General features: G+C 43.8%; 20 protein-coding genes. 6 read left to right on the forward strand and 14 right to left on the reverse strand.

Going from position 1 to position 22,675, the window contains the following annotated elements; all coding sequences use genetic code 11:
- The first annotated feature begins 3 nt into the window (after nucleotides 1-3).
- Both R7O13_RS14425 and R7O13_RS14430 read left to right on the forward strand, forming a co-directional pair.
- Entirely contained in the window at nucleotides 4-1,407 is a 1,404-nt protein-coding gene (locus R7O13_RS14425) for a Y-family DNA polymerase (RefSeq protein WP_262638640.1), read from the forward strand.
- 27 nt (nucleotides 1,408-1,434) lie between these two features.
- Nucleotides 1,435-4,509: an error-prone DNA polymerase gene (locus R7O13_RS14430; RefSeq protein ID WP_318304116.1), complete on the forward strand. Its 3,075-nt coding sequence runs from the start codon at nucleotides 1,435-1,437 to the stop codon at nucleotides 4,507-4,509.
- Nucleotides 4,510-4,581: 72 nt separating this feature from the next.
- Here R7O13_RS14430 and R7O13_RS14435 read toward each other — a convergent pair whose 3' ends face one another.
- Both R7O13_RS14435 and R7O13_RS14440 read right to left on the reverse strand, forming a co-directional pair.
- Nucleotides 4,582-5,535, reverse strand: a complete 954-nt coding sequence (locus R7O13_RS14435; RefSeq protein WP_005372976.1) for a chemotaxis protein CheV — start codon at nucleotides 5,533-5,535, stop codon at nucleotides 4,582-4,584.
- Between the two features lie 363 nt (nucleotides 5,536-5,898).
- Nucleotides 5,899-7,116 (reverse strand): ROK family protein, encoded by a 1,218-nt coding sequence (locus tag R7O13_RS14440; RefSeq protein ID WP_005372973.1) that lies wholly within the window; start codon nucleotides 7,114-7,116, stop codon nucleotides 5,899-5,901.
- Between the two features lie 407 nt (nucleotides 7,117-7,523).
- On the opposite strand from R7O13_RS14440, the gene pyk reads away from it, so the two are divergent.
- Nucleotides 7,524-8,966 (forward strand): pyruvate kinase, encoded by a 1,443-nt coding sequence (gene pyk, locus R7O13_RS14445; protein WP_005372972.1) that lies wholly within the window; start codon nucleotides 7,524-7,526, stop codon nucleotides 8,964-8,966.
- A 108-nt stretch (nucleotides 8,967-9,074) separates the two neighbouring features.
- Here the strand turns inward: pyk and R7O13_RS14450 are convergent, their stop codons facing one another.
- Together R7O13_RS14450 and R7O13_RS14455 are read right to left on the reverse strand one after the other, a co-directional pair.
- A complete protein-coding gene (locus R7O13_RS14450; protein ID WP_005372971.1) occupies nucleotides 9,075-10,226 on the reverse strand; it encodes a patatin family protein in 1,152 nt (383 codons plus the stop codon).
- Between the two features lie 44 nt (nucleotides 10,227-10,270).
- Nucleotides 10,271-10,363 carry a YnhF family membrane protein gene (locus tag R7O13_RS14455; protein ID WP_005372970.1) on the reverse strand — a complete coding sequence of 31 codons (93 nt, stop codon included), beginning with the start codon at nucleotides 10,361-10,363 and terminating at the stop codon, nucleotides 10,271-10,273.
- Between the two features lie 127 nt (nucleotides 10,364-10,490).
- On the opposite strand from R7O13_RS14455, the gene R7O13_RS14460 reads away from it, so the two are divergent.
- The 3 genes from R7O13_RS14460 (at nucleotide 10,491) to R7O13_RS14470 (ending at nucleotide 13,209) form a co-directional block, all read left to right on the forward strand.
- Nucleotides 10,491-11,081 carry an outer membrane protein gene (locus R7O13_RS14460; protein ID WP_213963874.1) on the forward strand — a complete coding sequence of 197 codons (591 nt, stop codon included), beginning with the start codon at nucleotides 10,491-10,493 and terminating at the stop codon, nucleotides 11,079-11,081.
- A gap of 569 nt (nucleotides 11,082-11,650) precedes the next feature.
- A complete protein-coding gene (locus R7O13_RS14465; RefSeq protein WP_318304119.1) occupies nucleotides 11,651-13,117 on the forward strand; it encodes a sodium-dependent transporter in 1,467 nt (488 codons plus the stop codon).
- Complete coding sequence (locus R7O13_RS14470) at nucleotides 13,114-13,209, forward strand: MetS family NSS transporter small subunit (RefSeq protein ID WP_005372963.1); 96 nt, start codon at nucleotides 13,114-13,116, stop codon at nucleotides 13,207-13,209. Before R7O13_RS14465 ends, R7O13_RS14470 begins: the two co-directional genes overlap by 4 nt.
- 68 nt (nucleotides 13,210-13,277) lie before the next feature.
- Here the strand turns inward: R7O13_RS14470 and R7O13_RS14475 are convergent, their stop codons facing one another.
- The 10 genes from R7O13_RS14475 to fabG form a co-directional block, all read right to left on the reverse strand.
- Nucleotides 13,278-13,679: a hypothetical protein gene (locus tag R7O13_RS14475; RefSeq protein ID WP_005372960.1), complete on the reverse strand. Its 402-nt coding sequence runs from the start codon at nucleotides 13,677-13,679 to the stop codon at nucleotides 13,278-13,280.
- 212 nt (nucleotides 13,680-13,891) lie between these two features.
- Entirely contained in the window at nucleotides 13,892-15,322 is a 1,431-nt protein-coding gene (ptsG, locus tag R7O13_RS14480; protein ID WP_005372959.1) for a PTS glucose transporter subunit IIBC, read from the reverse strand.
- 444 nt (nucleotides 15,323-15,766) lie between these two features.
- Entirely contained in the window at nucleotides 15,767-16,534 is a 768-nt protein-coding gene (locus tag R7O13_RS14485) for a TatD family hydrolase (protein WP_005372957.1), read from the reverse strand.
- Entirely contained in the window at nucleotides 16,525-17,487 is a 963-nt protein-coding gene (locus tag R7O13_RS14490; protein ID WP_005372955.1) for a DNA polymerase III subunit delta', read from the reverse strand. The genes R7O13_RS14485 and R7O13_RS14490 overlap by 10 nt, the downstream gene beginning before the upstream one ends.
- Before the next feature lie 24 nt (nucleotides 17,488-17,511).
- On the reverse strand, nucleotides 17,512-18,144 hold the full coding sequence (gene tmk, locus R7O13_RS14495; protein WP_005387350.1) for a dTMP kinase: 633 nt from the start codon (nucleotides 18,142-18,144) through the stop codon (nucleotides 17,512-17,514).
- The gene (mltG, locus tag R7O13_RS14500; protein WP_005372950.1) at nucleotides 18,141-19,157 is read right to left on the reverse strand and encodes an endolytic transglycosylase MltG; all 1,017 of its coding nucleotides are present in this window, start codon (nucleotides 19,155-19,157) and stop codon (nucleotides 18,141-18,143) included. Before mltG ends, tmk begins: the two co-directional genes overlap by 4 nt.
- Nucleotides 19,154-19,969 carry an aminodeoxychorismate lyase gene (pabC, locus tag R7O13_RS14505; protein ID WP_065274708.1) on the reverse strand — a complete coding sequence of 272 codons (816 nt, stop codon included), beginning with the start codon at nucleotides 19,967-19,969 and terminating at the stop codon, nucleotides 19,154-19,156. The genes mltG and pabC overlap by 4 nt, the downstream gene beginning before the upstream one ends.
- Nucleotides 19,970-20,076: 107 nt before the next feature.
- On the reverse strand, nucleotides 20,077-21,327 hold the full coding sequence (gene fabF, locus R7O13_RS14510; RefSeq protein WP_033905745.1) for a beta-ketoacyl-ACP synthase II: 1,251 nt from the start codon (nucleotides 21,325-21,327) through the stop codon (nucleotides 20,077-20,079).
- A gap of 93 nt (nucleotides 21,328-21,420) precedes the next feature.
- Entirely contained in the window at nucleotides 21,421-21,654 is a 234-nt protein-coding gene (gene acpP / locus R7O13_RS14515) for an acyl carrier protein (RefSeq protein WP_004406112.1), read from the reverse strand.
- A 246-nt stretch (nucleotides 21,655-21,900) separates the two neighbouring features.
- The gene (gene fabG, locus R7O13_RS14520; RefSeq protein ID WP_025767222.1) at nucleotides 21,901-22,635 is read right to left on the reverse strand and encodes a 3-oxoacyl-ACP reductase FabG; all 735 of its coding nucleotides are present in this window, start codon (nucleotides 22,633-22,635) and stop codon (nucleotides 21,901-21,903) included.
- Nucleotides 22,636-22,675 lie beyond the last annotated feature (40 nt).

A 22,675-nucleotide genomic window follows, 5' to 3' on the forward strand; every position in this document is an offset into this window, starting at 1 on the left:
GATATGGCTCTGTGGATTTACTTGCACTTCCCTCGCCTGCAGCTAGACGCACTCTTTGGTGATAACCAAGAACAACCCGTGGTGATTGTCGAAAGCCAACGTTGCCAGATTATTCAATACAACGAGATTGCCGAACAACAAGGCATTAAGCCAGGTATGGGACTAGGCAGTGCTGCGTCCTTGTGTCGAGATTTACAAGTGCATCCTTATCATCCGCACACCGAATGGAGCAAGTTACAAGAAATTGCTCAATGGCTGTATTTGATCACATCTGACGTTGTGTTGATGCCAAACCAAGGTATTTTACTGCGTGCTACTCCAATGCTCGCTCTGTATGAAGGGCTTGAAAACTATTGGAATAAAGTCAGAGCTCACTTATCGGAGCTGAAACTGAGTTTTCAATTCGGATGTGGTTTTTCGCCTTTTGCTGCCAAATTGATGGCAATATCAGGAGCGAACGTCATCAGTGAAGACAAATCTGCCATACAAAAAGCTTTATCACCACTACCGTTAAAACTGACAGATTTATCAAACGCTACCGTAGAGAAGTTACAACGTGTAGGCGTCACCACATTGCAAAACCTGCTTGAACTGCCATTGCAAGACATCGCACGACGCTTTGATATCGATTTGGTGAACTACGTTGGTCGACTGACTGGGCAGTTTAAACACCCTGTCGACTTTTATCACCCTACCGAATCCTTCCAAGTTTATTTAGAGCTCTTGTTTGAGATCGAAAACGTTCAGTGGATTGAAAAGCCGTTGGCCAAATTACTTCGTCAACTCGAAACCTTTCTTAAATTAAGAGATAAGGTCGCTTTTGAACTGTGTTTAACACTCCACCAGCGTGAGAAACAAGAGCAACACCTTCAACTCACTTCTGCGCAAGGTGATTACCTATGTCAGCGTTGGCAACAGTTAGCGAGTTTGAGCTTAGAGTCACTCTCGCTTAATGGCCCAGTCACAGGGCTAACGTTAAAAGTCATCCGTCAAGGTGAGCCTCTTAGTGCATCACGCGATCTCTTTGCTGGGCAGAAAGGAAACATGAATGCTTTAGAGCTGCTCTCTTTACTGCAAGCTAAATTGGGGAAAAGTGCCGTTTTAAAACCCAATATTGCTTGCGATCCTAGACCAGAAAAGGCCAGTCAGTATCGCCCTGCTGATGCTCCGGATGAAAAGGGGCACGCCATACCTTCCATACTACGCCCCGCAATGCAATTACCCACTCCCATTGTATTGCAAGAACAAGTTTCTTTGGTCCACGGACCTGAGCGAATAGTTTCTGGGTGGTGGGATGGTGATGAGATCATGCGTGATTACTACATTGCACACACCAAGCAAGGCCGCTGGTTATGGATATTTCGTGATCAGCACAAGCACTGGTTTCTTCATGGCTATTTTTGTTAAATCGACAGTTATTTTTGTTGGATCATTATGAGTTACGCGGAACTATTTTGTCAGTCTAACTTTTCTTTTTTGACTGGGGCTTCTCATGCAGAAGAGCTGGTACTCCAAGCTGCTTTCTATCGCTATCAAGCTCTAGCCATAACGGATGAATGTTCAGTCGCGGGCGTTGTCAAAGCCCATGCGACCATCGAACAACATAAACTCGATATCAAACAAATCGTTGGAAGTATGTTTTGGTTAAATGATGAATGCCAAATCGTACTGCTTTGCCCTTGTCGCAAGGCTTATGCCGAGTTGTGTCGTATCATCACAAACGCAAGGAGACGCAGTGAAAAAGGCAACTATCAACTGTTCGAATGGGATTTGATGTCGGTTCGACATTGTTTGGTATTGTGGCTGCCCACACATCAAGAGAGTGATCACTATTGGGGGCGCTGGCTCAATCAACACCACGCTAATCGTTTGTGGGTAGCGATTCAGCGCCATTTGAGTAACAACGATACTGAGTACATTGCGCACTGCGAGCAGTTAGCACATGAATTTCAATTACCTATAACTGCCTGCGGAGGCGTTCTCATGCATGATGTTGAACGCTTGCCATTACAGCATGTACTTACTGCTATAAAGCATGGGTGTAGCGTCGATAAACTCGGTTTTGATCGTATTTCGAATACTGAGCGAGCACTTCGTCCTTTTAAAAAGTTGATTCGGATTTACAAACCAGAATGGCTGGAAGAAAGCACTTACATCGCCGATTTATGCGAGTTTAAGCTCTCCGATTTAAAATACGAATATCCTACCGAGCTGATCCCAGATGGTTACACACCCGACTCTTACTTACGTATGTTGGTCGAACGCGGTAAAAAGCTGCGTTTTCCTGAAGGCGTGCCAGCAGAAGTCAATCAAACCATCGAGAATGAACTAGCGCTTATTCAAGAGCTGAAATACCACTACTACTTCCTTACTATTCACGACATCGTAATGTTCGCGAAACAGCAAGGCATTCTTTACCAAGGGCGAGGTTCCGCTGCAAACTCTGTGGTGTGTTATTGCCTGGAAATTACCGCCGTCGATCCTCGACAAATCGCTGTCTTATTCGAACGATTTATCAGTAAAGAACGTAAGGAACCGCCGGATATTGATGTAGACTTTGAACACGAGCGCCGTGAAGAAGTTATCCAGTATATTTACAAAAAATATGGCCGTGAGCGTGCAGCACTTGCTGCAACAGTGATCAGCTATCGCTTTAAAAGTGCCGTGCGTGAAGTCGGTAAAGCACTAGGGATTGAAGAGACCCAATTGGATTTTTTCATTAAGAACGTTAATCGCCGAGATCGCCGCCAAGGCTGGCAAGCTCAAATTATTGAACTGGGCTTACAACCAGAATCTCTCAAAGGGCAGCAGTTCATCCAATTGGTCAACGAGATCATTGGCTTCCCACGCCATTTATCTCAGCACGTAGGTGGCTTTGTAATTTCATCTGGCCCTTTATATGAGTTGGTACCTGTTGAAAATGCCTCGATGGAAGATCGCACTATCATTCAATGGGATAAAGACGATTTAGAAAGCTTGAAGCTACTAAAAGTCGATGTACTCGCACTCGGCATGTTAAACGCCATCAAAAAGTGCTTTCAGCTGGTCGAGAAACATCACCAACGATCCCTCTCTATTTCCGAAATCACTCGCCGACAAGATGATCCACACGTGTACCGCATGATCCAAAAAGCTGACACGATAGGCGTATTCCAAATTGAATCTCGTGCACAAATGAGCATGCTTCCTCGCCTAAAGCCTGCTTGTTATTACGACTTAGTGATTCAAATTGCAATTGTTCGTCCAGGCCCTATTCAGGGTGATATGGTGCATCCTTTTTTAAAACGACGAGATCACAAAGAGCCTGTCAGTTATCCATCGGAAGAAGTAAAAAGCGTTCTTGAGCGGACTATGGGCGTCCCTATTTTCCAAGAGCAAGTCATCAAGCTAGCCATGGTAGCCGCAGGGTTTAGCGGCGGCGAGGCCGATCAACTCCGTCGAGCAATGGCATCATGGAAAAAGAATGGCGATCTCGCTAAATTCAGACCAAAACTGATCAATGGTATGCAAGAGAGAGGTTATGACTTAGCGTTTGCTGAGCGCATTTTCGATCAGATTTGCGGCTTTGGTGAGTACGGCTTCCCTGAAAGTCATTCAGCGTCTTTCGCAGTGCTGGCATATTGTTCTGCATGGTTAAAATATTATTACCCAGCCGAATTTTGCACTGCATTGTTGAACAGCCAACCAATGGGATTTTATAGCCCATCGCAATTAGTACAAGATGCTCGCCGACATGGCGTCGAAGTATTGCCGGTGTGCGTCAATCATTCAAAATATCAACATCATCTCGTCTCACGTCCGAATGGCAGGCTCGGCGTGCAACTTGGTTTTCGCTTGGTGAAAGGCTTTAACGCAGAAAGCGCACAAAGGCTTATTGAGCGCAAACCACTTAATGGTTACCGATCGATTCAAGAAGTAAAGCAGATATTAAGAAACCGAAGTGATATTGAATTATTGGCTTCAGCCAATGCATTTCAGGCCTTATCGGGAAATCGTTATAATGCTCGCTGGGCAGCAATGGATTCCTTATCTGACCTACCATTGTTTCACAAGGTCGAAGAACCCAATGTTAGCTACCAGACTCAACCTTCTGAATATGAAAATTTAATTGAGGATTACGCAAGCACGGGACTATCTCTTAGCCGCCATCCAATTAAATTATTAGAAGAAACGGGCAAACTCCCTCACTTTACCCGCATGAGGCAACTGACAGAGAAACCGCATAAGTCACTGGTCACAGTGGTAGGTGTGGTAACAGGAAGACAATCTCCAGGCACCGCCGCTGGCGTGACATTTTTTACGTTAGAAGATGACACGGGCAACATTAATGTGGTCGTTTGGCAAGCGACAGCACGAGCCCAAAAGCAAGCGTATTTAGGCGCTAAAGTATTAATGGTGAAAGGCATTCTTGAAAGAGAGGGAGAAGTCACGCACGTCATTGCTGGTAAGTTGATTGATTGCACGCACTACTTGAACAATCTACAAAGTAAATCTCGGGATTTCCATTAGTACAGAGGAATTAAGGAGAGAGATGTTAAAAATCAGAGAGAGGTGCGCTCCCTCTGATTTCACTAGATCTAATCATGCACTTTTAGAAAGCATCTGGCGTAATCGGTCTTGAGCAACTTCAACCAGCAGATCCGGTTGGAATTTAGATATAAAGCGATCACAGCCTACTTTTTGCACCATGGCTTCATTAAAACTACCGCTCAGAGAAGTGTTCAATGTGATAAACAACTTAGACATACGTGGATCTTGGCGCACTTCATGGGTCAGTTTATAACCGTCCATTTCAGGCATTTCAGCATCCGTAATCATCATCAACAGCTCTTTTTCTACATCTTTACCTTCATCACACCAACGTTTTAAAACCGTTAGCGCTTCTAGCCCGTCACGACACTCGATGATATTCATACCCAATTGAGAAAGCGTATCGCGAACTTGATTACGAGCTGTAGAGGAATCATCTACAATCAGAACATTACGCCCGACCATTGCTTGGGCCAATTCTTGATCGAGAATGTCCTCCGAAATAGTCACGTCGTAATGCACGATCTCTGCTAAAACTTTTTCAACGTCAATAATTTCGACAATTTGAGAGGCATCCCCCTCTTTGATTTGCGTGATAGCCGTGAGGTAATTCGAGCGACCAGACGTAGAAGGAGGCGGCTGAATTTCAGTCCATGCCGTATTAATAATGTTTTTAACCGGACCGACTAAGAAGCCCTGCACCGTGCGGTTGTACTCTGTCACGATCAAATTTTCTTCTTCCGCTTCACCACGTAAAGCAGGAAAACCAATTGCGCCTCGTAAATCAATCACTGGTACCGCTTCACCTCGTAGAGAAGCAACCCCACGAATATTGTAGTGCGATCCAGGGAGCTTGGTTAACGGTGGAAGCTTGATGACCTCTTTCACTTTGAACACATTAATCGCAAATAATTGGCGACTATTTAAAGTGAACAGCAGAAGCTCTAGTCGATTTTCACCAACCAAGTTTGTACGCTGGTCAACCGTATTTAACACTCCGGACATACTACTACCTAAATTATGGATAATTCTTATTTTACTCGAAATCAGTACAGACACAGCAAGGTTATATAACCAAATAACCTTAAAATATTTGGCTTTTCGAGCACAGCTTTAAAGTACAACAGTTTTAGCGTATTACTTCTCTTTGCATCAGACGCAAAGTCACGCAGCACATTGAAAGCCATTTTGTTTATTTACTTGAGCTTTTTAGGAAATTACATGAATGGCGCAGATATAGCAATGCAACATAACTCAAATTCCCATTCTAGTAATAGGCGATCAAAAAGGGTGAGCCGTTAAGTCTCACCCTAAATCACCTACAAATGCAGTCTCAACAGCCAGGCACATCATCATGTTAAAAAGTACTTAACCTTCCACAACCTTCATCAATAGTTGACCATCGTACAACGCTTGCTTAATCAACGCGGCACCAGGCATTGTGGCTTGCTTATAGAAACGAGACTCCACCAGCTCAAGATCTTGGTGATAAACAGGTAAACTCTGCTCTTCGATACAGCGACGAACCGCAGGATAAAGCACATCTTTTGCTTGGTTAATCACACCACCGATCAAGATTTTCTCAGGGTTAAATAAGTTGATCACAATAGCAATTGCAGAGCCTAAGTAGCCTCCAAGTTTTTCAATCACATCGACGGCCAAAGGATCACCGTTTGCAGCGGCTTCACAAATGCTCTCAATACTCATTTCCTCTTGTTTAGCAAGAATAGAGTCTTCGCCATCAGCGATTCGTCTTACGACTTCTTCACGAATTGCCTGAGAACTGGCAACGGTTTCCAAACAGCCTATATTGCCGCAATGACAACGTTTTCCATTTGGGTCAATTTGAATATGCCCGAGTTCACCAATGTTACCGTGACGGCCTTGCAAAACGCGCCCATCCAGAATGATGCCCGCACCTAAACCGTGGTGGATAGAGATAAGAACGGAGTTGTCATTATCTTGAGAATGACCAAAAAGCTTTTCTGCTAATGCCCAAGCTCGCGTGTCATTGGCAATGAAAACTGGCAAGCCCGTTGCTTTGTATATCTCTGGTCCAAGAGCAAGATTTTCGACATTGTAATGAGGCATCTGCAAAACGACACCTTGCTCTGAGTTCACGAGACCAGGCAGCGTAAGGGCAATACTGGTAACACGATCAAGTTGATCCGCGTAAGTCTGAAAGAATTCATCAATTTCGTAAAGCAGGCGCTCAAGCACATCGTCTTGATCAAGCTCGTGTATCTCGATTTTAGTATCGATTAGTACATCACCGCCTAACTCATGCAAAGCAATGGTTAAATAACCCCGCCCCAAACGCATTGACAAAAATTGCCAGCCTTCATTATTGACCTGCAAACCGACAGCAGGTCGACCACGACTCGTCGCTTCTTGTACTGTCGTTTCATGAATCAAGTGCGCTTCAATTAATTCTCGAGTGATTTTGGTGATACTAGCAGGAGCAAGCTCACTCTGCTTGGACAAATCAATTCGAGAAATAGGACCTTTTAGGTCAATTAGTTTATATACACGACCAGCATTGACCTGTTTGATATGATCAATATGGCCCGGTTGAGCCATGTACATCTTGCACTCCGAAATTCTATAACGGGACAATTTTTTTACTTTGCGAACTAATTGTGAAGTGAATTAATAAATCCCCGTGACAAGCATCACGTATAAACCTGTTTGTTTGTGTATTCAATCAAATAACGAAGAATCTACTCCTGTTAAATTGTTTGAAAAATAACTTATTTTTATTCACTAAATTATGAAGTAATGCCTTTAAAGCAGCGTATTTTTATCAATAAGGCCATTGCCTGTCGAATATCTGTCTGTTTTACCGGGGTTACTCTTAATGTAAACATTCTGTGCATATACTTATATTCAAGTAGCTTTAAGGTGTGGGCTAAGCGAGGCTAACCTTGAGAGCGATTGCGTAAAGTAAGGATAGAGTTCAAGTTACCTGTACACACACATTCATCGGAGAATCTATGACTTCCAAATTAAGACGAACAAAAATTGTCACTACGCTGGGTCCTTCAACGGATAAGGACAATATACTTGAGGAGATCATCAAAGCCGGTGCAAACGTTGTCCGTATGAATTTTTCACATGGAACCAGTGAAGACCACATTCAACGTGCGAACAAAGTCCGTACCATTGCAGCAAGACTTGGGCGTCAGGTTGCAATTCTTGGTGACTTACAAGGCCCTAAAATCCGTGTATCAACGTTTAAAGACGGCCAAGTCATTTTGAATGTGGGCGATAAATTCACATTAGATAGTGATTTACCAAAAGGTGAAGGCAATCAAGAATCTGTAGGGTTAGATTATAAAGAACTACCGCAAGATGTTTCACCAAATGACATTTTATTACTCGATGATGGACGCGTTCAGCTGCAAGTTACCAAAGTAGAGGGTAATAAAGTTCATACCCGTGTGATTGTCGGTGGTCCACTGTCCAACAATAAAGGGATCAACAAAAAAGGCGGCGGATTGTCAGCCGATGCGCTCACAGAGAAAGATAAAGCCGACATTCTTACCGCCGCAGCAATTCAAGTAGACTACCTTGCTATTTCATTCCCGCGTAACGGCGAAGACATGCATTACGCTCGACGCTTAGCCAGAGATGCAGGCCTTGAAGCCATGTTAGTGGCTAAAGTCGAACGAGCAGAAACCGTCGCGACCAATGAGTCTATTGACGACATTATTCTCGCATCCGATGTAGTGATGGTTGCACGTGGTGACCTTGGTGTAGAAATCGGTGACCCTGAGCTCATAGGTGTCCAGAAAAAACTGATTCGCCGCGCACGCAGTTTAAACCGTATCGTGATTACTGCGACACAAATGATGGAATCCATGATTACTAGCCCAATGCCAACGCGTGCTGAAGTGATGGATGTAGCCAATGCGGTTCTAGACGGCACTGACGCGGTGATGCTGTCTGGAGAGACTGCTGCAGGTAAATATCCTGTAGAAACGGTCAAATCTATGGCCGAAGTATGTGTGGGGGCAGAAAAAATGTCGGAGGCAAGTCTATCAACCTATCGCTTAGATAGAACCTTCGAAACCGCTGAAGAAACCATCGCAATGGCAACCATGTACTCTGCGAATCACATGGAAGGAATTAAAGCGATGATCTCGTTAACTGAGTCCGGCAGGACTGCGTTGATGATGTCTCGCTTAAGCTCTGGCTTGCCAATATTTGCCTTATCACGGAATGAATCGACACTAAATCGAGCAGCATTATACCGAGGCGTGACACCTGTATATTTCGAGTCAAAAAGTGATGCGGGTTTACCAACGGCTCAAGCAGCGATTACTAGCCTTAAAGAGCAAGGGTTCTTGCACAAAGGTGATTTAGTCATTATTACTCAAGGCGATGTAATGGATGTTGTGGGCTCAACCAACTGCATGCGCATTCTACAAGCGTAGTCGTTATACCTAACTGGAATTAACCACAAGAACCCGCAAATAAGGCTCCGAAAATGGAGCCTTATTTATATGCTTTGTATATTGCGCACATCGTGAACGTAAGAAGGTTTATGCACTCTCTCTACCATCAATTTCAACATCCAGCTGGTCATAGAGTTGAACTAGGTTAAACCCAGCTTGAAGCCCAAGTTGATAGTCATGCTCTAGTGACTCTTGGTCACTTAACAAAGAAGAAGAACGAAGTCCCTCTTTAGGCGCAACTTGTAAAATAAAAGTGTCGTCAGGTGGAGCAGATATAAAGGCCTGAGTGAGCTCAAATGTTTGATAATGAATCATCAGCATGTCGGCTAAACCTGAATCAAAATTCTCACCAATCAGATGACTTAAACGATACAAGTTATCGGCACCGAACAACCAACGGCCTCCATTTAACAGCATTTTCCCTGCAAGCTTCGATTGATGTGCTGCATTAATTTTTTGTTGGAAGAACGACGCCCAATCCAGCTTCCACTGATTCACTTTTTGCTGCCATGATTGCTGTACTGAGTTGATAGACTCTCGATACCATTCGACAGGCACATCCCCCACTTCACTTTGGGCTCTCGCTTCAATCTCTGAAAACGGCTCTGTGCGAATGACAATAATGTTGCGAGCATTCTGACGCCACGCTTCTTGAACAGGGATAGAGGCAGACACGCCGCCATCAACAAACTTATTGCCATTTACGTCGACAGGTCCGTGGTACAACTTGGGAATCGCACATGTCGCTAGCATAGTGTTAAACCACGAGTCATCCAAGATTGGTAGATATTGATCTGATAGCGTCTCTATATTCGTTACCGCAGCAAACGCTCCTCGTTTTCCCAATGCGCTGCGACCTAAATCAAGGTCAAGCTTGTATGGGAAATCTTGAATCCGTTCTAATGCCCACTCTAAACCTAAGTACTGCTGCTTTCGGATATAGCGAAACAGATTAAAAAATTCAGGAGACGTTGTCAGCTCGGTAATAAAAGCTTTGCCCATGCCATGTTGACGACACAAGTAAGAACATAAGTTAAGTGCTCCGGCAGAGGTGCCATAGAATTCATCGAAAGGATCGAAGTTGGAAAGTAAAAAGGCGTCTAAAACGCCAGCGGTAAAAATCCCTCTCTGCCCTCCACCTTGAGTGACTAAAGCAGTTTTACCATGCCTAAAGTGCTCATAAACTTTTACATCAAGCTCTGCATGGCTTTCTGTGATTATACCGCTGTTACGTATCATAGGCTCACGCCATTTTGTTAAAACGTTTGGTAAAAGTGGTTATCTTAAGCTGTTGTAATAGCAATGATGCCAAATGACAAAAGCACTGCAAAAACAGTCACCACAATGATTAATGCGGATTTTAGATCGTGTTCCATAAACACCTCCTTAACATGTAACAAATTAATAACACCGGTGTGAAATATGTTCAAGATTTGCTTAATTTAGTCGCGCAATTTTGACTAACCCATCACAATTAGCTTAGTCATAATAAGGAGATAGGGCATGAACCAAAAACTCAGCTGGCTAGTAGGAATCATGATGATGAGTACTGCTATCAATGCACAAGCGAATATCATCGTTACACCATACATAGGCTATACAGGAGGCGGCCAAGTAGAGGATGAAAGTGGTAATACATACGATCTCGCCCCCGCAGTGAACTACGCTCTTTCAGTCGAGACTCCCTTAGAAAAAGGAAGGATCGGATTGTTTTACTCCAATCAATCGACGGAACTTGAAAAGCTGTCCAACTCAGCAGATATCCATTATCTGCACTTCCAAAGCAGCATGTACTATCCTGTCGCAGAAAATTGGCAAACCTATATCGGTGTAGGTTTGGGCGCTTCTTATGCCGATGTGGATTGGGTAGACAAAAAATACGGATTTTCGGCTAGCGCTTTTGCAGGGCTGGAATATGAATTTTCAAAGAACTTTGCATTAACAGCCCAACTGAGATGGTTAGGAACGGTCGTTGATAACGATACATCTGGCGCCTGTAATCTACCTAATGACGGCTCAAACTGTATCATTAAGTTCGATACTGATTGGATGAACCAATTCCAATCAAATGTTGGTTTTAGTTTCCGCTTCTAATTTTTATGCATGTTCCTCTGTAGGGCTCGTCACAAAGAACGCTGAACGAGTCCTGCACAGAGCCGATAAAGGATATCGTCTAAACACCATTGTTTGGCAAAGTAACGAAGCATCATCTAGATAGGTGCACAAAAGATAGCCGTACGCCCTAATTAATCAAAATAGTCTTAAATACCAAAGCAATTATTAGATCCCAGTCATTTATTCCAGACAAACAACCACCCACCCACACAAAACCACAATCAAACTCAAATTTAACAAGATTAAAACCAGACAACGCATCTGAATTAACATTTAGATTCTATTGCGCTAAGTATTATTAGAAGTTAGTCTGATCAGTGAAAACAGATAAATATTTCAGTTTTATCAAACACACATCAAAATTTTAAGATTAATAATCTACTTTCTCTTACAGTAGCCAGAATATAGCTCTATAAAATTATAAGAAGTTAGAATTAAGGATAGAAAAGCTGATGGATAACAGCGGTCCTTTCTTCCAACTGTTGGCGCAATTATTACTGTGTTACGTAGAGAGCTTCATTCCTCAGGGAGTCTTATAGGAGTCAAATATGAAGCGAGAACAATGGGGATCCCGGGCGGGATTCATCTTAGCAGCAGTTGGGTCTGCTATCGGTTTGGGAAACATTTGGCGTTTCCCATACATGGCCTATGAAAACGGTGGCGGCGCATTTTTTATTCCTTACATTTTTGCCATGATCACTGCCGGTATTCCATTTATGATCCTTGAGTTCAGTATGGGACAAAAATACCGAGGCTCGGCACCAAAAACACTTGCGAAAATTCATTCTAAATTTGAATGGCTTGGCTGGTTCCAAGTTGGTGTGGCTGCAGTTATTGCCGTTTACTATGTGGCTGTTATCGGTTGGTCGATTTCTTACTTTGGGTTGTCGTTCACTCAAGGTTGGGGAACCGATACCAACGCATTTTTCTTTAGTGAATACCTAAAGCTAGGTGGCAACTCACCAACAGACTTAGGCAGTATTCAATGGAAGATTGCTTTATCCATGGTAATTGCTTGGGCAATTACTTACACCGCCATTGCCAAAGGCGTGAAATCAGGAATTGAACGAGCATCTAAAATTATGATGCCAATCCTATTCTTGATGGTGATTTTCTTAATCGGACGTATGATTTTCTTGCCAGGAGCTCTAGATGGCGTGAACTACATGTTCGAACCCGATTTCAGCAAAATTTGGGATGTGAAAGTATGGGCAGCGGCATATGGTCAGATCTTTTTTACGCTAAGTATCGGCTTCGCCATCATGCTAGCTTACTCTAGCTACCTACCAGAAAAGTCGGACATAACGAATAACGCGTTTATGACCGTGTTGATCAACTGTGGCTTCTCGATCCTAGCCGGCATCATGATCTTCTCAGTATTGGGTTACATGGCTCAAGAGCAAGGTAAGCCGTTAACAGAGGTGGTATCTGCAGGCGTTGGCTTGGCTTTTGTTACTTTACCTGCGGCAATTAACCTACTACCTGCCCCATATATTCTTGGTCCACTGTTCTTCTTTGCACTGGTGGTTGCTGGTCTAAGTTCGCATATTTCAATTATGGAAGCCGTAACTTCAGCCATTATCGACAAGCTGAAGTGGAGCCGTAAAAAAGCTGCAAATGTTGTGATTGGTATTGGCTTCGTTGTCTCTATGGCGTTTGCTACCAATGGCGGTCTGCTGCTACTCGATCTAGTAGACCACTTTGCAAACAACGTTGGCATCATGGTTGGTGGTCTGGTTGAGATTGTCTTGATGGCGTGGCTATTGAAGCGCGTGCCAGAAGTACGTAATTACGTTAACGAGCGCTCTGATTTCTCTGTTGGTCAATGGTTCGAGATCTGCTTACGCTTCGTTACACCAATCATGCTCGCCATTATCTTAGCGACCAAGCTATACGCCCTAATTACTGAAGGCTACGGTGGCTATGATCTAACTTTAGGCTGGGCACTTATCGCCGCACTCTTTATCTTTGGTCTAGTGATCAACGCAGTGAACCGCAAGGAGACAGCAAAATGACAATCAGCGCAATTATTATGATGGTTATTGGTTTAGGTATCACTTGGGGCGGCGCTGCCGTTTGCATCAAGCGAGCCATGGATAAACAATAGAACGTTAAGTTCCATATAAAAAAACGCCGGTAGTTACCGGCGTTTTTTGTACATACATTAGTTCAATTCTAGAAACTGTACTTGATGCCAACGGCGCCGCCAAGTTGCAAGTCAGCACCTTTGTAAAGATCTAGCTCTGGGTGTATTTGACCATAAAGGTCCCAGCCGCGTGATAAATCCCAGTTCACACCAAGTGGTACTCTCACACCAAACTCGTCATCCCATTCATACCAGCCACCAACGCCGACATACCAAGTCACAGGCATGTTTTGATCGAATGTTCCACGCTTAGCGATGTAATCAAACGCCATACCATCGTTTCCGATAATGCCACGATATTTGTTATCTAACTCTACAACAACACTTAATTGTTGATCGACAGCCATACCAACTGATAGATCCGTTGGTTCGCTTGCCGCCATTGCCGTACTAGAAACTAGTCCCAAAACTAAAATGAATTTGTTCTTCATACACGTTATCAATTATTCAAAAAAACATTATTCGCTATTCAAACATAATGGCATATCAATATGTCAACGATGGGTAAGCTCGATGTATGAAAAAGCTGACAAAAGTAAAGATGAGTTTAGGATCACACTAAAAAGGAACTGTCAGTTAATAAAATAGGAACTAAAAAAGGAGGCCGAAGCCTCCTTTTATGCATTACTATGAATGACTGCGATTAACCGTGGTTACGAATCCACTCATCCATTTCAGTTTTTAGGTTATCAGACTTAGTACCGAAGATAGCCTGTACACCACCAGCTACAACTACAACACCAGCAGCGCCTAGTTGTTTTAGCTTGTCTTGGTCAACAGCTGCTGTATCTGCAACTGCTACACGTAGACGTGTGATACATGCATCTAGACCAGTAATGTTAGCTTTACCGCCAAACGCTGCAACCAGTTCACCGCCCATATCAGAGCCAGAAGTTACAGCTGCACTTTCCGTTTCATCTTCACGGCCAGGTGTTTTTAGGTCAAGCGCTGTGATTACACCACGGAACACTACGTAGTAAATTACTGCGTAAACTAGACCAACGGCAATCATTAGCACCATCTTCTGAGCGTTACCAGATAGAACTAGGAAGTCGATCAGACCGTGAGAGAAAGAAGTACCGTGTACAAAGCCTAGAGTATTCGAAACGATGTATGCAGAACCAGCTAGTAGAGCGTGGATACCGTATAGTAGTGGAGCAACGAATAGGAATGAGAATTCGATTGGCTCAGTAATACCAGTTAGGAATGAAGTCAGTGCAGCTGACGCCATGATACCCATTACTTTTGCACGGTTTTCTGGTTTAGCACAATGAGCAATTGCGATTGCTGCAGCTGGTAGACCGAACATCTTGAACATGTAACCACCCGCTAGCTGACCGAAGCCATTACCAGCAGCACGAGATGCTTCATCAGCAACTAGGTAACAAGTTAGTACACCATTTTGAGCTTCACCGGCAGCGTTAACACAAGAACCTGCTTCGAAGAAGAACGGTACGTTCCATACGTGGTGTAGACCGAATGGGATTAGAGAACGCTCAACAACACCGTAGATACCGAATGCTAGCTGTGGGTTTTGGTGTGCAGCCCAATCAGAGAATGCAGAAATTGCACCGCCAATTGGTGGCCAGATAACAGAAAGGATAACACCTAGGATGATCGCAGCAAAACCAGTGATGATTGGCACTGCGCGCTTACCAGCGAAGAAGCCAAGGTACTCTGGAAGTTGGATTTTGAAGAAACGGTTGAATGCCCAAGCAGCCACACCACCGACAAGGATACCACCTAGTACACCTGTATCGATTTTCTCAACACCCATAACGCCCGCCATTACACCTAGCGTTGCCGTCATGATGCCGTAACCAACGATAGCTGCAAGACCTGCAACACCGTCGTTGTTAGTGAAGCCTAAAGCTACACCTACTGCAAATAGAAGTGCCATTTGGCCGAATACTGAACCACCAGCTTGTTCCATAAGATTAGAAACGATCTCTGGAATAAAGCTTAGATGGGCAGCACCCACACCTAATAAAATACCTGCAACTGGTAAAACTGATACTGGAAGCATCAGAGCCTTACCAACTTTTTGCAGGTTAGCAAAAAGGTTCTTAAACATGTTTATGCTCCTGATAAATTTATAAGTATTATTTGGGCACTAACGGCACACCCCCGTAGCCTAAAGGTTAGCACCCAATGAAAATGTAACCACAACTGCATTATATTTTCCGGCTCTAAATATATATTGATGACCCTCAAACTTTCCACACAGTTACGAAATTTAGTTTCAAAACAAGTCTTGGATCACACCCAAAAACAGCCGATGAAAAGGTTTGCATTGCACTTATATTACTGTTTTATAAAGAATTAATTATTTATATAATTAATTTTAAGGCGTAAATAAAATACGCCTCAATGTTATTTTTAGTAACAAAATTACATTTGTGATTTTTGAATGTTATTAAATCAACATTTTTAGTAAACATTAAACTCGTGAGCGTATCTGTTGTTTTTATCAACAAAAAAGGAGCCTAAGCTCCTTTTTTATGCTCTTATTATTTTTTCATCGCAAAAAAAGATTTCGGAAGTTTTCGGTGGTTTTTTGTGCCACTTCAGAAAGAGAGCACGATTTGAGTTGCGCAATATAAGAAGCGACTTCGACAACATAAGCGGGTTGATTCTCTTTGCCACGATGAGGGACAGGAGCCAAGTAAGGAGAATCTGTCTCAATAAGAAGCTTCTCTAAAGGTAGAGTCTTCACCACTTCTTTTAACTCTGTAGCTTGACGGAAAGTAACAATCCCCGAGATAGAAATATAAAACCCCAGCTCCAGTGCAGCTTCAGCAAATGGAAGATCTTCTGTAAAACAGTGGATAACACCACCACATTTCTCTGCCCCACCCTTACGCAAAATATCTAGAGTATCCGCACGTGCGTTTCTGGTATGGATAATTAAAGGTTTGTTGAGCTCCACTGCAAGATCAACGTGTTGCTCAAAGCGCTCTTTCTGTAACGCGGCCGTTTCGGGCTTGTAATGATAATCTAAACCCGTTTCGCCAATAGCGACGACTTTTGCATTCGACGCATGGTGGCGCAATACGTCCATCGAAAAGTCGCTTTCAACATCAAGTGGGTGCACACCGCACGAAGCATAAACATTGTCATAAGGCTCGATCATTTCCATCATTTTCGGGAAAGAATCCAGCGTTACTCCAACAGAAAGTAGTTCAGTTACGTTTGCTTGTTTAGCTTTGTTAATAACGTCTTCCACATTGATGTGGAGATCGTCGTAATTCAATTTGTCTAAATGACAATGAGAATCTACGAACATAATGCCTCTCGTGATTCAATTAACCAATTCATTGATAGTAGCTCAAGGTTCAGGCCAGGAAAGGCTTGCACCTGAGCTTTCAGGTTCATCAGCGCCTTCGCTGATGAGTACAAACCGTTATAGTTGTCCGGTTGAAACTTTGTCGCGCCCGGAAGCATTTGAGCTTCTGATACACCAAACTGCGCTTTCTGAGCATCTGTCAGTAAATACCATGCCCAGTCTAGTGATTGCTCTGAGTGTTTAGCGATTAAAGAAGCACACTCAGAAACGTCTGAAACAGGCGAAGACATTGCCTTAATAAAACTGCGTTCAAAAGCCAAGTAAGCTTCGAGATCGCCATTATTTAACGCATCCAATGTTTTTATTGGAGAGCCCATATTCAGTTTTAAGGCATAAGCAGGAACTTGCTTCGCCCCTTGTTCGTGCATCCATTGCATCGCTTGTTCCGCTGACGGAGGCGCAACAACCCAGTGTTGGCAACGGCTACGAATCGTTGGGAGCAGACGCTCCTGATTGTGGGTAACGAGCAAAAACAAGCACTTTGCCCCAGGCTCTTCTAGCGTCTTTAACAGCGCATTCGATGCCGACTCGTTCATAGAGTCCGCCGGTTCTATTACAAATAGGCGGTAACCATTAAGCTGAGATGATTCCTGAGCAAGACGGTTACAAGCGCGAATTTGGTCCACCGTTATCGCCTTTCCTTCTTTCTCTGGCTTGATCCAGTGTAAATCAGGGTGGTTTTGAGATTGATTTAGCTGGCAGCTATGACAAAAACCGCATGCTTCACTCGCGTAATTTTGGCAAAGAAGTGCTTGGCTAAAAAACTCGATAAGTTTTTCGATGCCCAAGCCCTGCTCGCTTTGTAATAAAAGCGCACCTGGTATTCTGTCCGACTCTAACCCTACTTTGAGGTTATCCCATATTGGCTGTAGCCATGGATAATCATTTAACATGAGTCACCTAAATTTACGTTTCACTTATTGACGAGCTAGCCACTCGTTTAGAGCGTCCCGAATATCACGCGACACGCCTTCAATCGTCTGTTCTGCGTTAATGATAACGATGGAAGGATCGGCATGAGCAATCTCCAAATAACGCTCACGTGTACGCTCGAAGAAACTAATATCCATCTTCTCTATACGATCTAACTCACCACGCCCACGTGCACGCTCAAGCCCAACACGAGGGTCAATATCCATATAGAGAGTGAGAGCAGGTTTAAAATCACCAAGCGTTGTATCCCGGAGATTTTTCATTAACGATGCGTCAATCTGACGGCCACCACCTTGATAAGCTTGCGACGACATATCGTGTCGGTCACCAACCACCCACTGACCGTTTTCCAAAGCTGGTTTGATCACGTTCTCAACCAACTGAACACGTGCAGCGTACAGAAGAAGCAACTCCGTCATGTCCTTAAGTTCTTCGCCTTCGTGCTCTTCTTTCACCAGAGCGCGCATTTTTTCTGCTAGCGGTGTGCCTCCTGGCTCACGGGTATTTACGATATCCTCAATACCGGCCGCTTTTAGCGTATCTAAAACGGTTTTAATCGCAGTGCTTTTACCCGCGCCTTCTAGGCCTTCAACGACAATAAAGTTTGCTTTCATCATTTGTTCTTTCTTAGTTCTCTTAAATAGGCACGAACAGCACGGTTGTGCTCAGCAAGGGATTTCGAGAATACATGTCCGCCCTTTCCACTTGCTACAAAATATAAATAGTTGCTGCTTTCTGGATTCAAAGCCGCTTCAATGGAAGCTTCACCAGCCATCGCAATCGGTGTTGGTGGCAAACCATTGATGGTATAGGTGTTATATGGTGTCGGCGTACGCAAATCTTTCTTACGAATGTTGCCATCGTAGGCGTCACCCATACCATAAATAACTGTCGGATCAGTTTGTAACCGCATACGTTTGTTCAATCGGTTGATAAACACAGAAGCGACGCGCTCACGCTCAGAATCAATAGCCGTCTCTTTCTCGATGATAGACGCGAGAATCAAGGCTTCATATTTGTCCTGTAATGGCAGCTTTTCTTGACGAGCTTCCCAGCTAGCATCCAGTATTTTATTGAGTTTTCGATGCGCTCGTTTTAATAACTGGCTTTCACTCGCACCCGCTGTGTAATGGTAGGTTTCTGCTAAAAACAACCCTTCTAGCTTTTCTCTCTCAATTCCGAGCTTCGCAGCCATTTCTTTTTCTGAAAGATCGGTTAAATCATGCTTTAAATAAGGAGCACTTTTTAGTTGATCTACCCATTCAGAAAAGCGGCTGCCTTCAACAAAAGTGATCGCAAACTGGTATTCTTTTCCAGTATTCAGATGCTCCAATGTTTGCGAAAGCGACATACCAGGCTCAAGTTGGTAAGTACCCGCTCGCACCTGCAACAATTCTGGATATAAGTGAGGAATTAAACGGATGTACTCCGATGTTTCAATCACCTCATCTTCAACTAAGGCGCGCATGACATGATGAAAGCTTGTACCACTTTCTACAGTAAACAGCTGAGGTTGTTCCAATAGAATAGGCTTTTCAACGTATTGTTTAGCCTGTGAAATTATATAAAAAACAGCTGCTGCGCCTATCACTGCGATCAGCACAACAAAAGCCAACAGTTTTTTAATCACGTAGTTAAATTCCCTTGCAGTCGTTGAGTCAATTTTCCTATCGGAAATATAGTCTTAGAGTTCGATGTCACTATGCTGCGAATAGGTGCGACACCTAATATTGAGTTACACATGAAAGCCTCGTCAGCACTCAGCAAATCTGGAAGTATAAAACGCCCCTCGATGACTTCAATATGACTTACTTTAAGTAACTCAAGCACCTTACGACGCATTACGCCCGTAACGCCTGATAAGGTCAGCTCCGGCGTAAATACTTTATTACCTTTAACCCAAAAAAGGTTGGCCATTGTAGTTTCAATGACATGGTTTTGCACATTTAACGTTATTGCATCTGCAAACTCTGTATTGTCGATTTCAGCCTTGGCGAGAATCTGCTCTAAACGGTTGTTGTGCTTATGTCCCGCAAGTAAAGGTTGAATCCCTAGACGAGTATTACAAACGCCCAAGTCCACACCTTGTTCTTGCCAAGATGAATAATGAGAAGGAAACGCAAAATTGGAAATCGTCACGATAGGGCTTTCAATCCCATTAGGGCTATACCCTCGCCCGCCAATACCGCGGCTAACGTGAATCTTCACCCCCGCTCGTGCGTCAGATAAAACCGCTTTGCTTGCCCAATCATGCACAACTTTCCAGTCAGGTGAAGAGATCTTCAAAGCGTCAAGGCAAGCACTCATGCGCTCAGTATGTTCCTGCCAGTAAACCAACTCTCCATTTTGGGTCAGGATGGTGGTAAAGCCTCCATCACCGTATTGGAATGAGCGATCACCTAGCTCTACATGCGTTTGCGGAACTCCATTTACCCAAAACATTCACGTACCTTCAAATTAGCAGACAACAAATAAAACAAAACGGCTCAATGCTAAGCATCGAGCCGTTAGAATACAAGTTTCGCTTATCTAAATTAGGTTAGATAGTGTTACTCAGCGAACTTCTTGAAGATCAAAGAACCGTTTGTACCACCAAAGCCAAACGAGTTACAGATAGCGTACTCCATACCTTCAACTTTGCGCGCTGTATGCGGCACAAGGTCGATGTCTAGACCTTCTTCTGGATCATCAAGGTTAATGGTTGGCGGAACAATTTGGTCAACCAAAGACATAACCGTGATAATTGCTTCAACAGAGCCAGCAGCACCTAATAGGTGACCCGTCATCGACTTAGTTGAAGACACAAGAACTTGCTTCGCACCTTCTTCACCAAGAGCACGTTTCACGCCCTTGATTTCTGCAACATCACCAGCAGGAGTAGAAGTACCGTGAGCATTCACATAACCTACTTGAGTACCTGTGATGTTAGCGTCACGCATCGCCGCTTCCATCGCAAGTGCACCACCAGAGCCGTCTTCGCTTGGAGATGTCATGTGGTAAGCATCACCAGACATACCAAAACCAACCAGTTCTGCGTAAATCTTCGCGCCACGTGCTTTCGCGTGTTCGTACTCTTCAAGCACCATCATGCCAGCACCATCACCTAGAACAAAACCATCACGGCCTTTATCCCATGGGCGAGACGCTTTTTGAGGCTCGTCATTACGAGTAGATAGCGCTTTAGCTGCACCGAAGCCAGCCATGCCAAGAGGCGTAGAAGCTTTTTCTGCACCACCAGCAACCATCGCATCTGCATCGCCGTAGGCAATCATACGTGCTGCATGGCCGATATTATGCAGGCCAGTAGTACATGCGGTAGAAATCGCGATATTTGGACCACGAAGACCACGCATGATAGATAGGTTACCTGCAACCATGTTTACAATGGTCGAAGGAACAAAAAATGGGCTAACTTTGCGAGGGCCTTTGTCTACTAATGCGGTATGGCCAGTTTCGATAAGGTCAAGACCTCCAATGCCTGAGCCGATAGCAACACCAACTCGAGCCGCATTTTCTTCGGTAATTTGTAAGCCAGAGTTATCAAGAGCTTGAATACCCGCTGCAATGCCGTACTGGATGAAAAGGTCCATCTTACGAGCATCTTTTTTAGACATGTACTCTGTGCAATCGAAATCTTTAACAAGACCTGCAAAACGAGTTGAGAAGTTCGTAGTATCAAAGTGCTCGATATTTACGATACCACTTTGACCTTCTAGCAGGGCTTTCCAAGATGATTCTACTGTGTTGCCTACCGGTGACAACATACCCATGCCAGTGACAACTACACGACGCTTGGACACGATATAATTCTCCGGGAATTGAATATTTCTATGAGAGGATAGAAGAAGTTAGAAAGAACACAGGCGGTCTAGGAGACCGCCTGGGAGAGCTAATTACTGAGCGCTGTTTACGTAGTCGATTGCAGCTTGAACAGTAGTGATCTTCTCAGCTTCTTCGTCAGGAATCTCAGTGTCGAATTCCTCTTCTAGAGCCATAACTAGTTCTACAGTGTCTAGAGAATCAGCACCTAGATCGTCAACGAAAGAAGCTTCGTTTTTAACTTCTGCTTCGTCTACACCTAGCTGTTCAACAATGATTTTCTTTACGCGTTCTTCGATGTTGCTCATTTTTCTTTTCCTTTACAGATTTCGCCTAATGCGATGATTCCGTAGTTTATTCGAACTATTGAAAGTTGCAAGGGGGTCCTTGCTGGTCAAACCACAAAATTAGCGAATTTAACCGAATTTCAATACATTTTTGACTTAAATCATGCACAAATCTTGCGCATAAGCATGACAAGTTCATGACAGTTAACTGCAACTATAGGCTATTTTTCACAATGTAAAATAGCTTATTTTGCATAAACTGTCGCATTAAACCATGTACATGCCACCATTTACATGCAAAGTTTCACCAGTAATGTACGCTGCTTCAGGAGAAGCAAGGAAAACTACTGCTGATGCAATTTCACGTGGGTCACCTAAACGACCTGCTGGCACGTTCGACAAAGTTGCCGCACGTTGGTCATCACTTAGCGCCTTAGTCATGTCAGTTTCGATGAAACCAGGAGCAACAGTGTTCACTGTTACACCACGAGACGCAACTTCACGAGCCATTGATTTAGTAAAACCAATCACGCCCGCTTTCGCTGCTGCGTAGTTAGTTTGACCAGCATTACCCATGGTACCAACAACAGAGCCTACGTTGATGATACGACCCGCACGTTTTTTCATCATACCGCGTAAAACCGCTTTAGACATGCGGTAGATAGGCGTTAGGTTGGTATCGATGATGTCGTTCCACTCATCATCTTTCATGCGCATCAATAGGTTGTCACGAGTAATACCAGCGTTATTCACCAGAATATCGATCACACCAAATTCTTCGTTGATCGTTTTTAATGTCGCTTCGATAGACTCGACATCAGTCACGTTAAGCGCTAAGCCTTTACCGTTATCACCAAGATACTCGCTGATAGCAGCCGCACCACTTTCAGAAGTAGCAGTACCGATAACCGTAGCACCTCGCTCGACAAGAAGTTCCGCGATCGCGCGGCCAATACCACGGCTTGCGCCGGTAACTAGCGCGATCTTACCTTCTAGATTCATCATGTTGTGTTTCCTTTTCTTATCGCAAATTTATCGCTTG

Source organism: Vibrio sp. Y176 (assembly GCF_033438945.1).

What these genes read in the sequence shown, in the direction of transcription:
- R7O13_RS14425 (WP_262638640.1), top strand. Translation starts at nt 4, where the DNA reads ATGGCTCTGTGGATTTACTTGCACTTCCCTCGCCTGCAGCTAGACGCA.
- R7O13_RS14430 (WP_318304116.1), top strand. Translation starts at nt 1,435, where the DNA reads ATGAGTTACGCGGAACTATTTTGTCAGTCTAACTTTTCTTTTTTGACT.
- R7O13_RS14435 (WP_005372976.1), bottom strand. Translation starts at nt 5,535, where the DNA reads ATGTCCGGAGTGTTAAATACGGTTGACCAGCGTACAAACTTGGTTGGT.
- R7O13_RS14440 (WP_005372973.1), bottom strand. Translation starts at nt 7,116, where the DNA reads ATGTACATGGCTCAACCGGGCCATATTGATCATATCAAACAGGTCAAT.
- pyk (WP_005372972.1), top strand. Translation starts at nt 7,524, where the DNA reads ATGACTTCCAAATTAAGACGAACAAAAATTGTCACTACGCTGGGTCCT.
- R7O13_RS14450 (WP_005372971.1), bottom strand. Translation starts at nt 10,226, where the DNA reads ATGATACGTAACAGCGGTATAATCACAGAAAGCCATGCAGAGCTTGAT.
- R7O13_RS14455 (WP_005372970.1), bottom strand. Translation starts at nt 10,363, where the DNA reads ATGGAACACGATCTAAAATCCGCATTAATCATTGTGGTGACTGTTTTT.
- R7O13_RS14460 (WP_213963874.1), top strand. Translation starts at nt 10,491, where the DNA reads ATGAACCAAAAACTCAGCTGGCTAGTAGGAATCATGATGATGAGTACT.
- R7O13_RS14465 (WP_318304119.1), top strand. Translation starts at nt 11,651, where the DNA reads ATGAAGCGAGAACAATGGGGATCCCGGGCGGGATTCATCTTAGCAGCA.
- R7O13_RS14470 (WP_005372963.1), top strand. Translation starts at nt 13,114, where the DNA reads ATGACAATCAGCGCAATTATTATGATGGTTATTGGTTTAGGTATCACT.
- R7O13_RS14475 (WP_005372960.1), bottom strand. Translation starts at nt 13,679, where the DNA reads ATGAAGAACAAATTCATTTTAGTTTTGGGACTAGTTTCTAGTACGGCA.
- ptsG (WP_005372959.1), bottom strand. Translation starts at nt 15,322, where the DNA reads ATGTTTAAGAACCTTTTTGCTAACCTGCAAAAAGTTGGTAAGGCTCTG.
- R7O13_RS14485 (WP_005372957.1), bottom strand. Translation starts at nt 16,534, where the DNA reads ATGTTCGTAGATTCTCATTGTCATTTAGACAAATTGAATTACGACGAT.
- R7O13_RS14490 (WP_005372955.1), bottom strand. Translation starts at nt 17,487, where the DNA reads ATGTTAAATGATTATCCATGGCTACAGCCAATATGGGATAACCTCAAA.
- tmk (WP_005387350.1), bottom strand. Translation starts at nt 18,144, where the DNA reads ATGATGAAAGCAAACTTTATTGTCGTTGAAGGCCTAGAAGGCGCGGGT.
- pabC (WP_065274708.1), bottom strand. Translation starts at nt 19,969, where the DNA reads ATGTTTTGGGTAAATGGAGTTCCGCAAACGCATGTAGAGCTAGGTGAT.
- acpP (WP_004406112.1), bottom strand. Translation starts at nt 21,654, where the DNA reads ATGAGCAACATCGAAGAACGCGTAAAGAAAATCATTGTTGAACAGCTA.
- fabG (WP_025767222.1), bottom strand. Translation starts at nt 22,635, where the DNA reads ATGAATCTAGAAGGTAAGATCGCGCTAGTTACCGGCGCAAGCCGTGGT.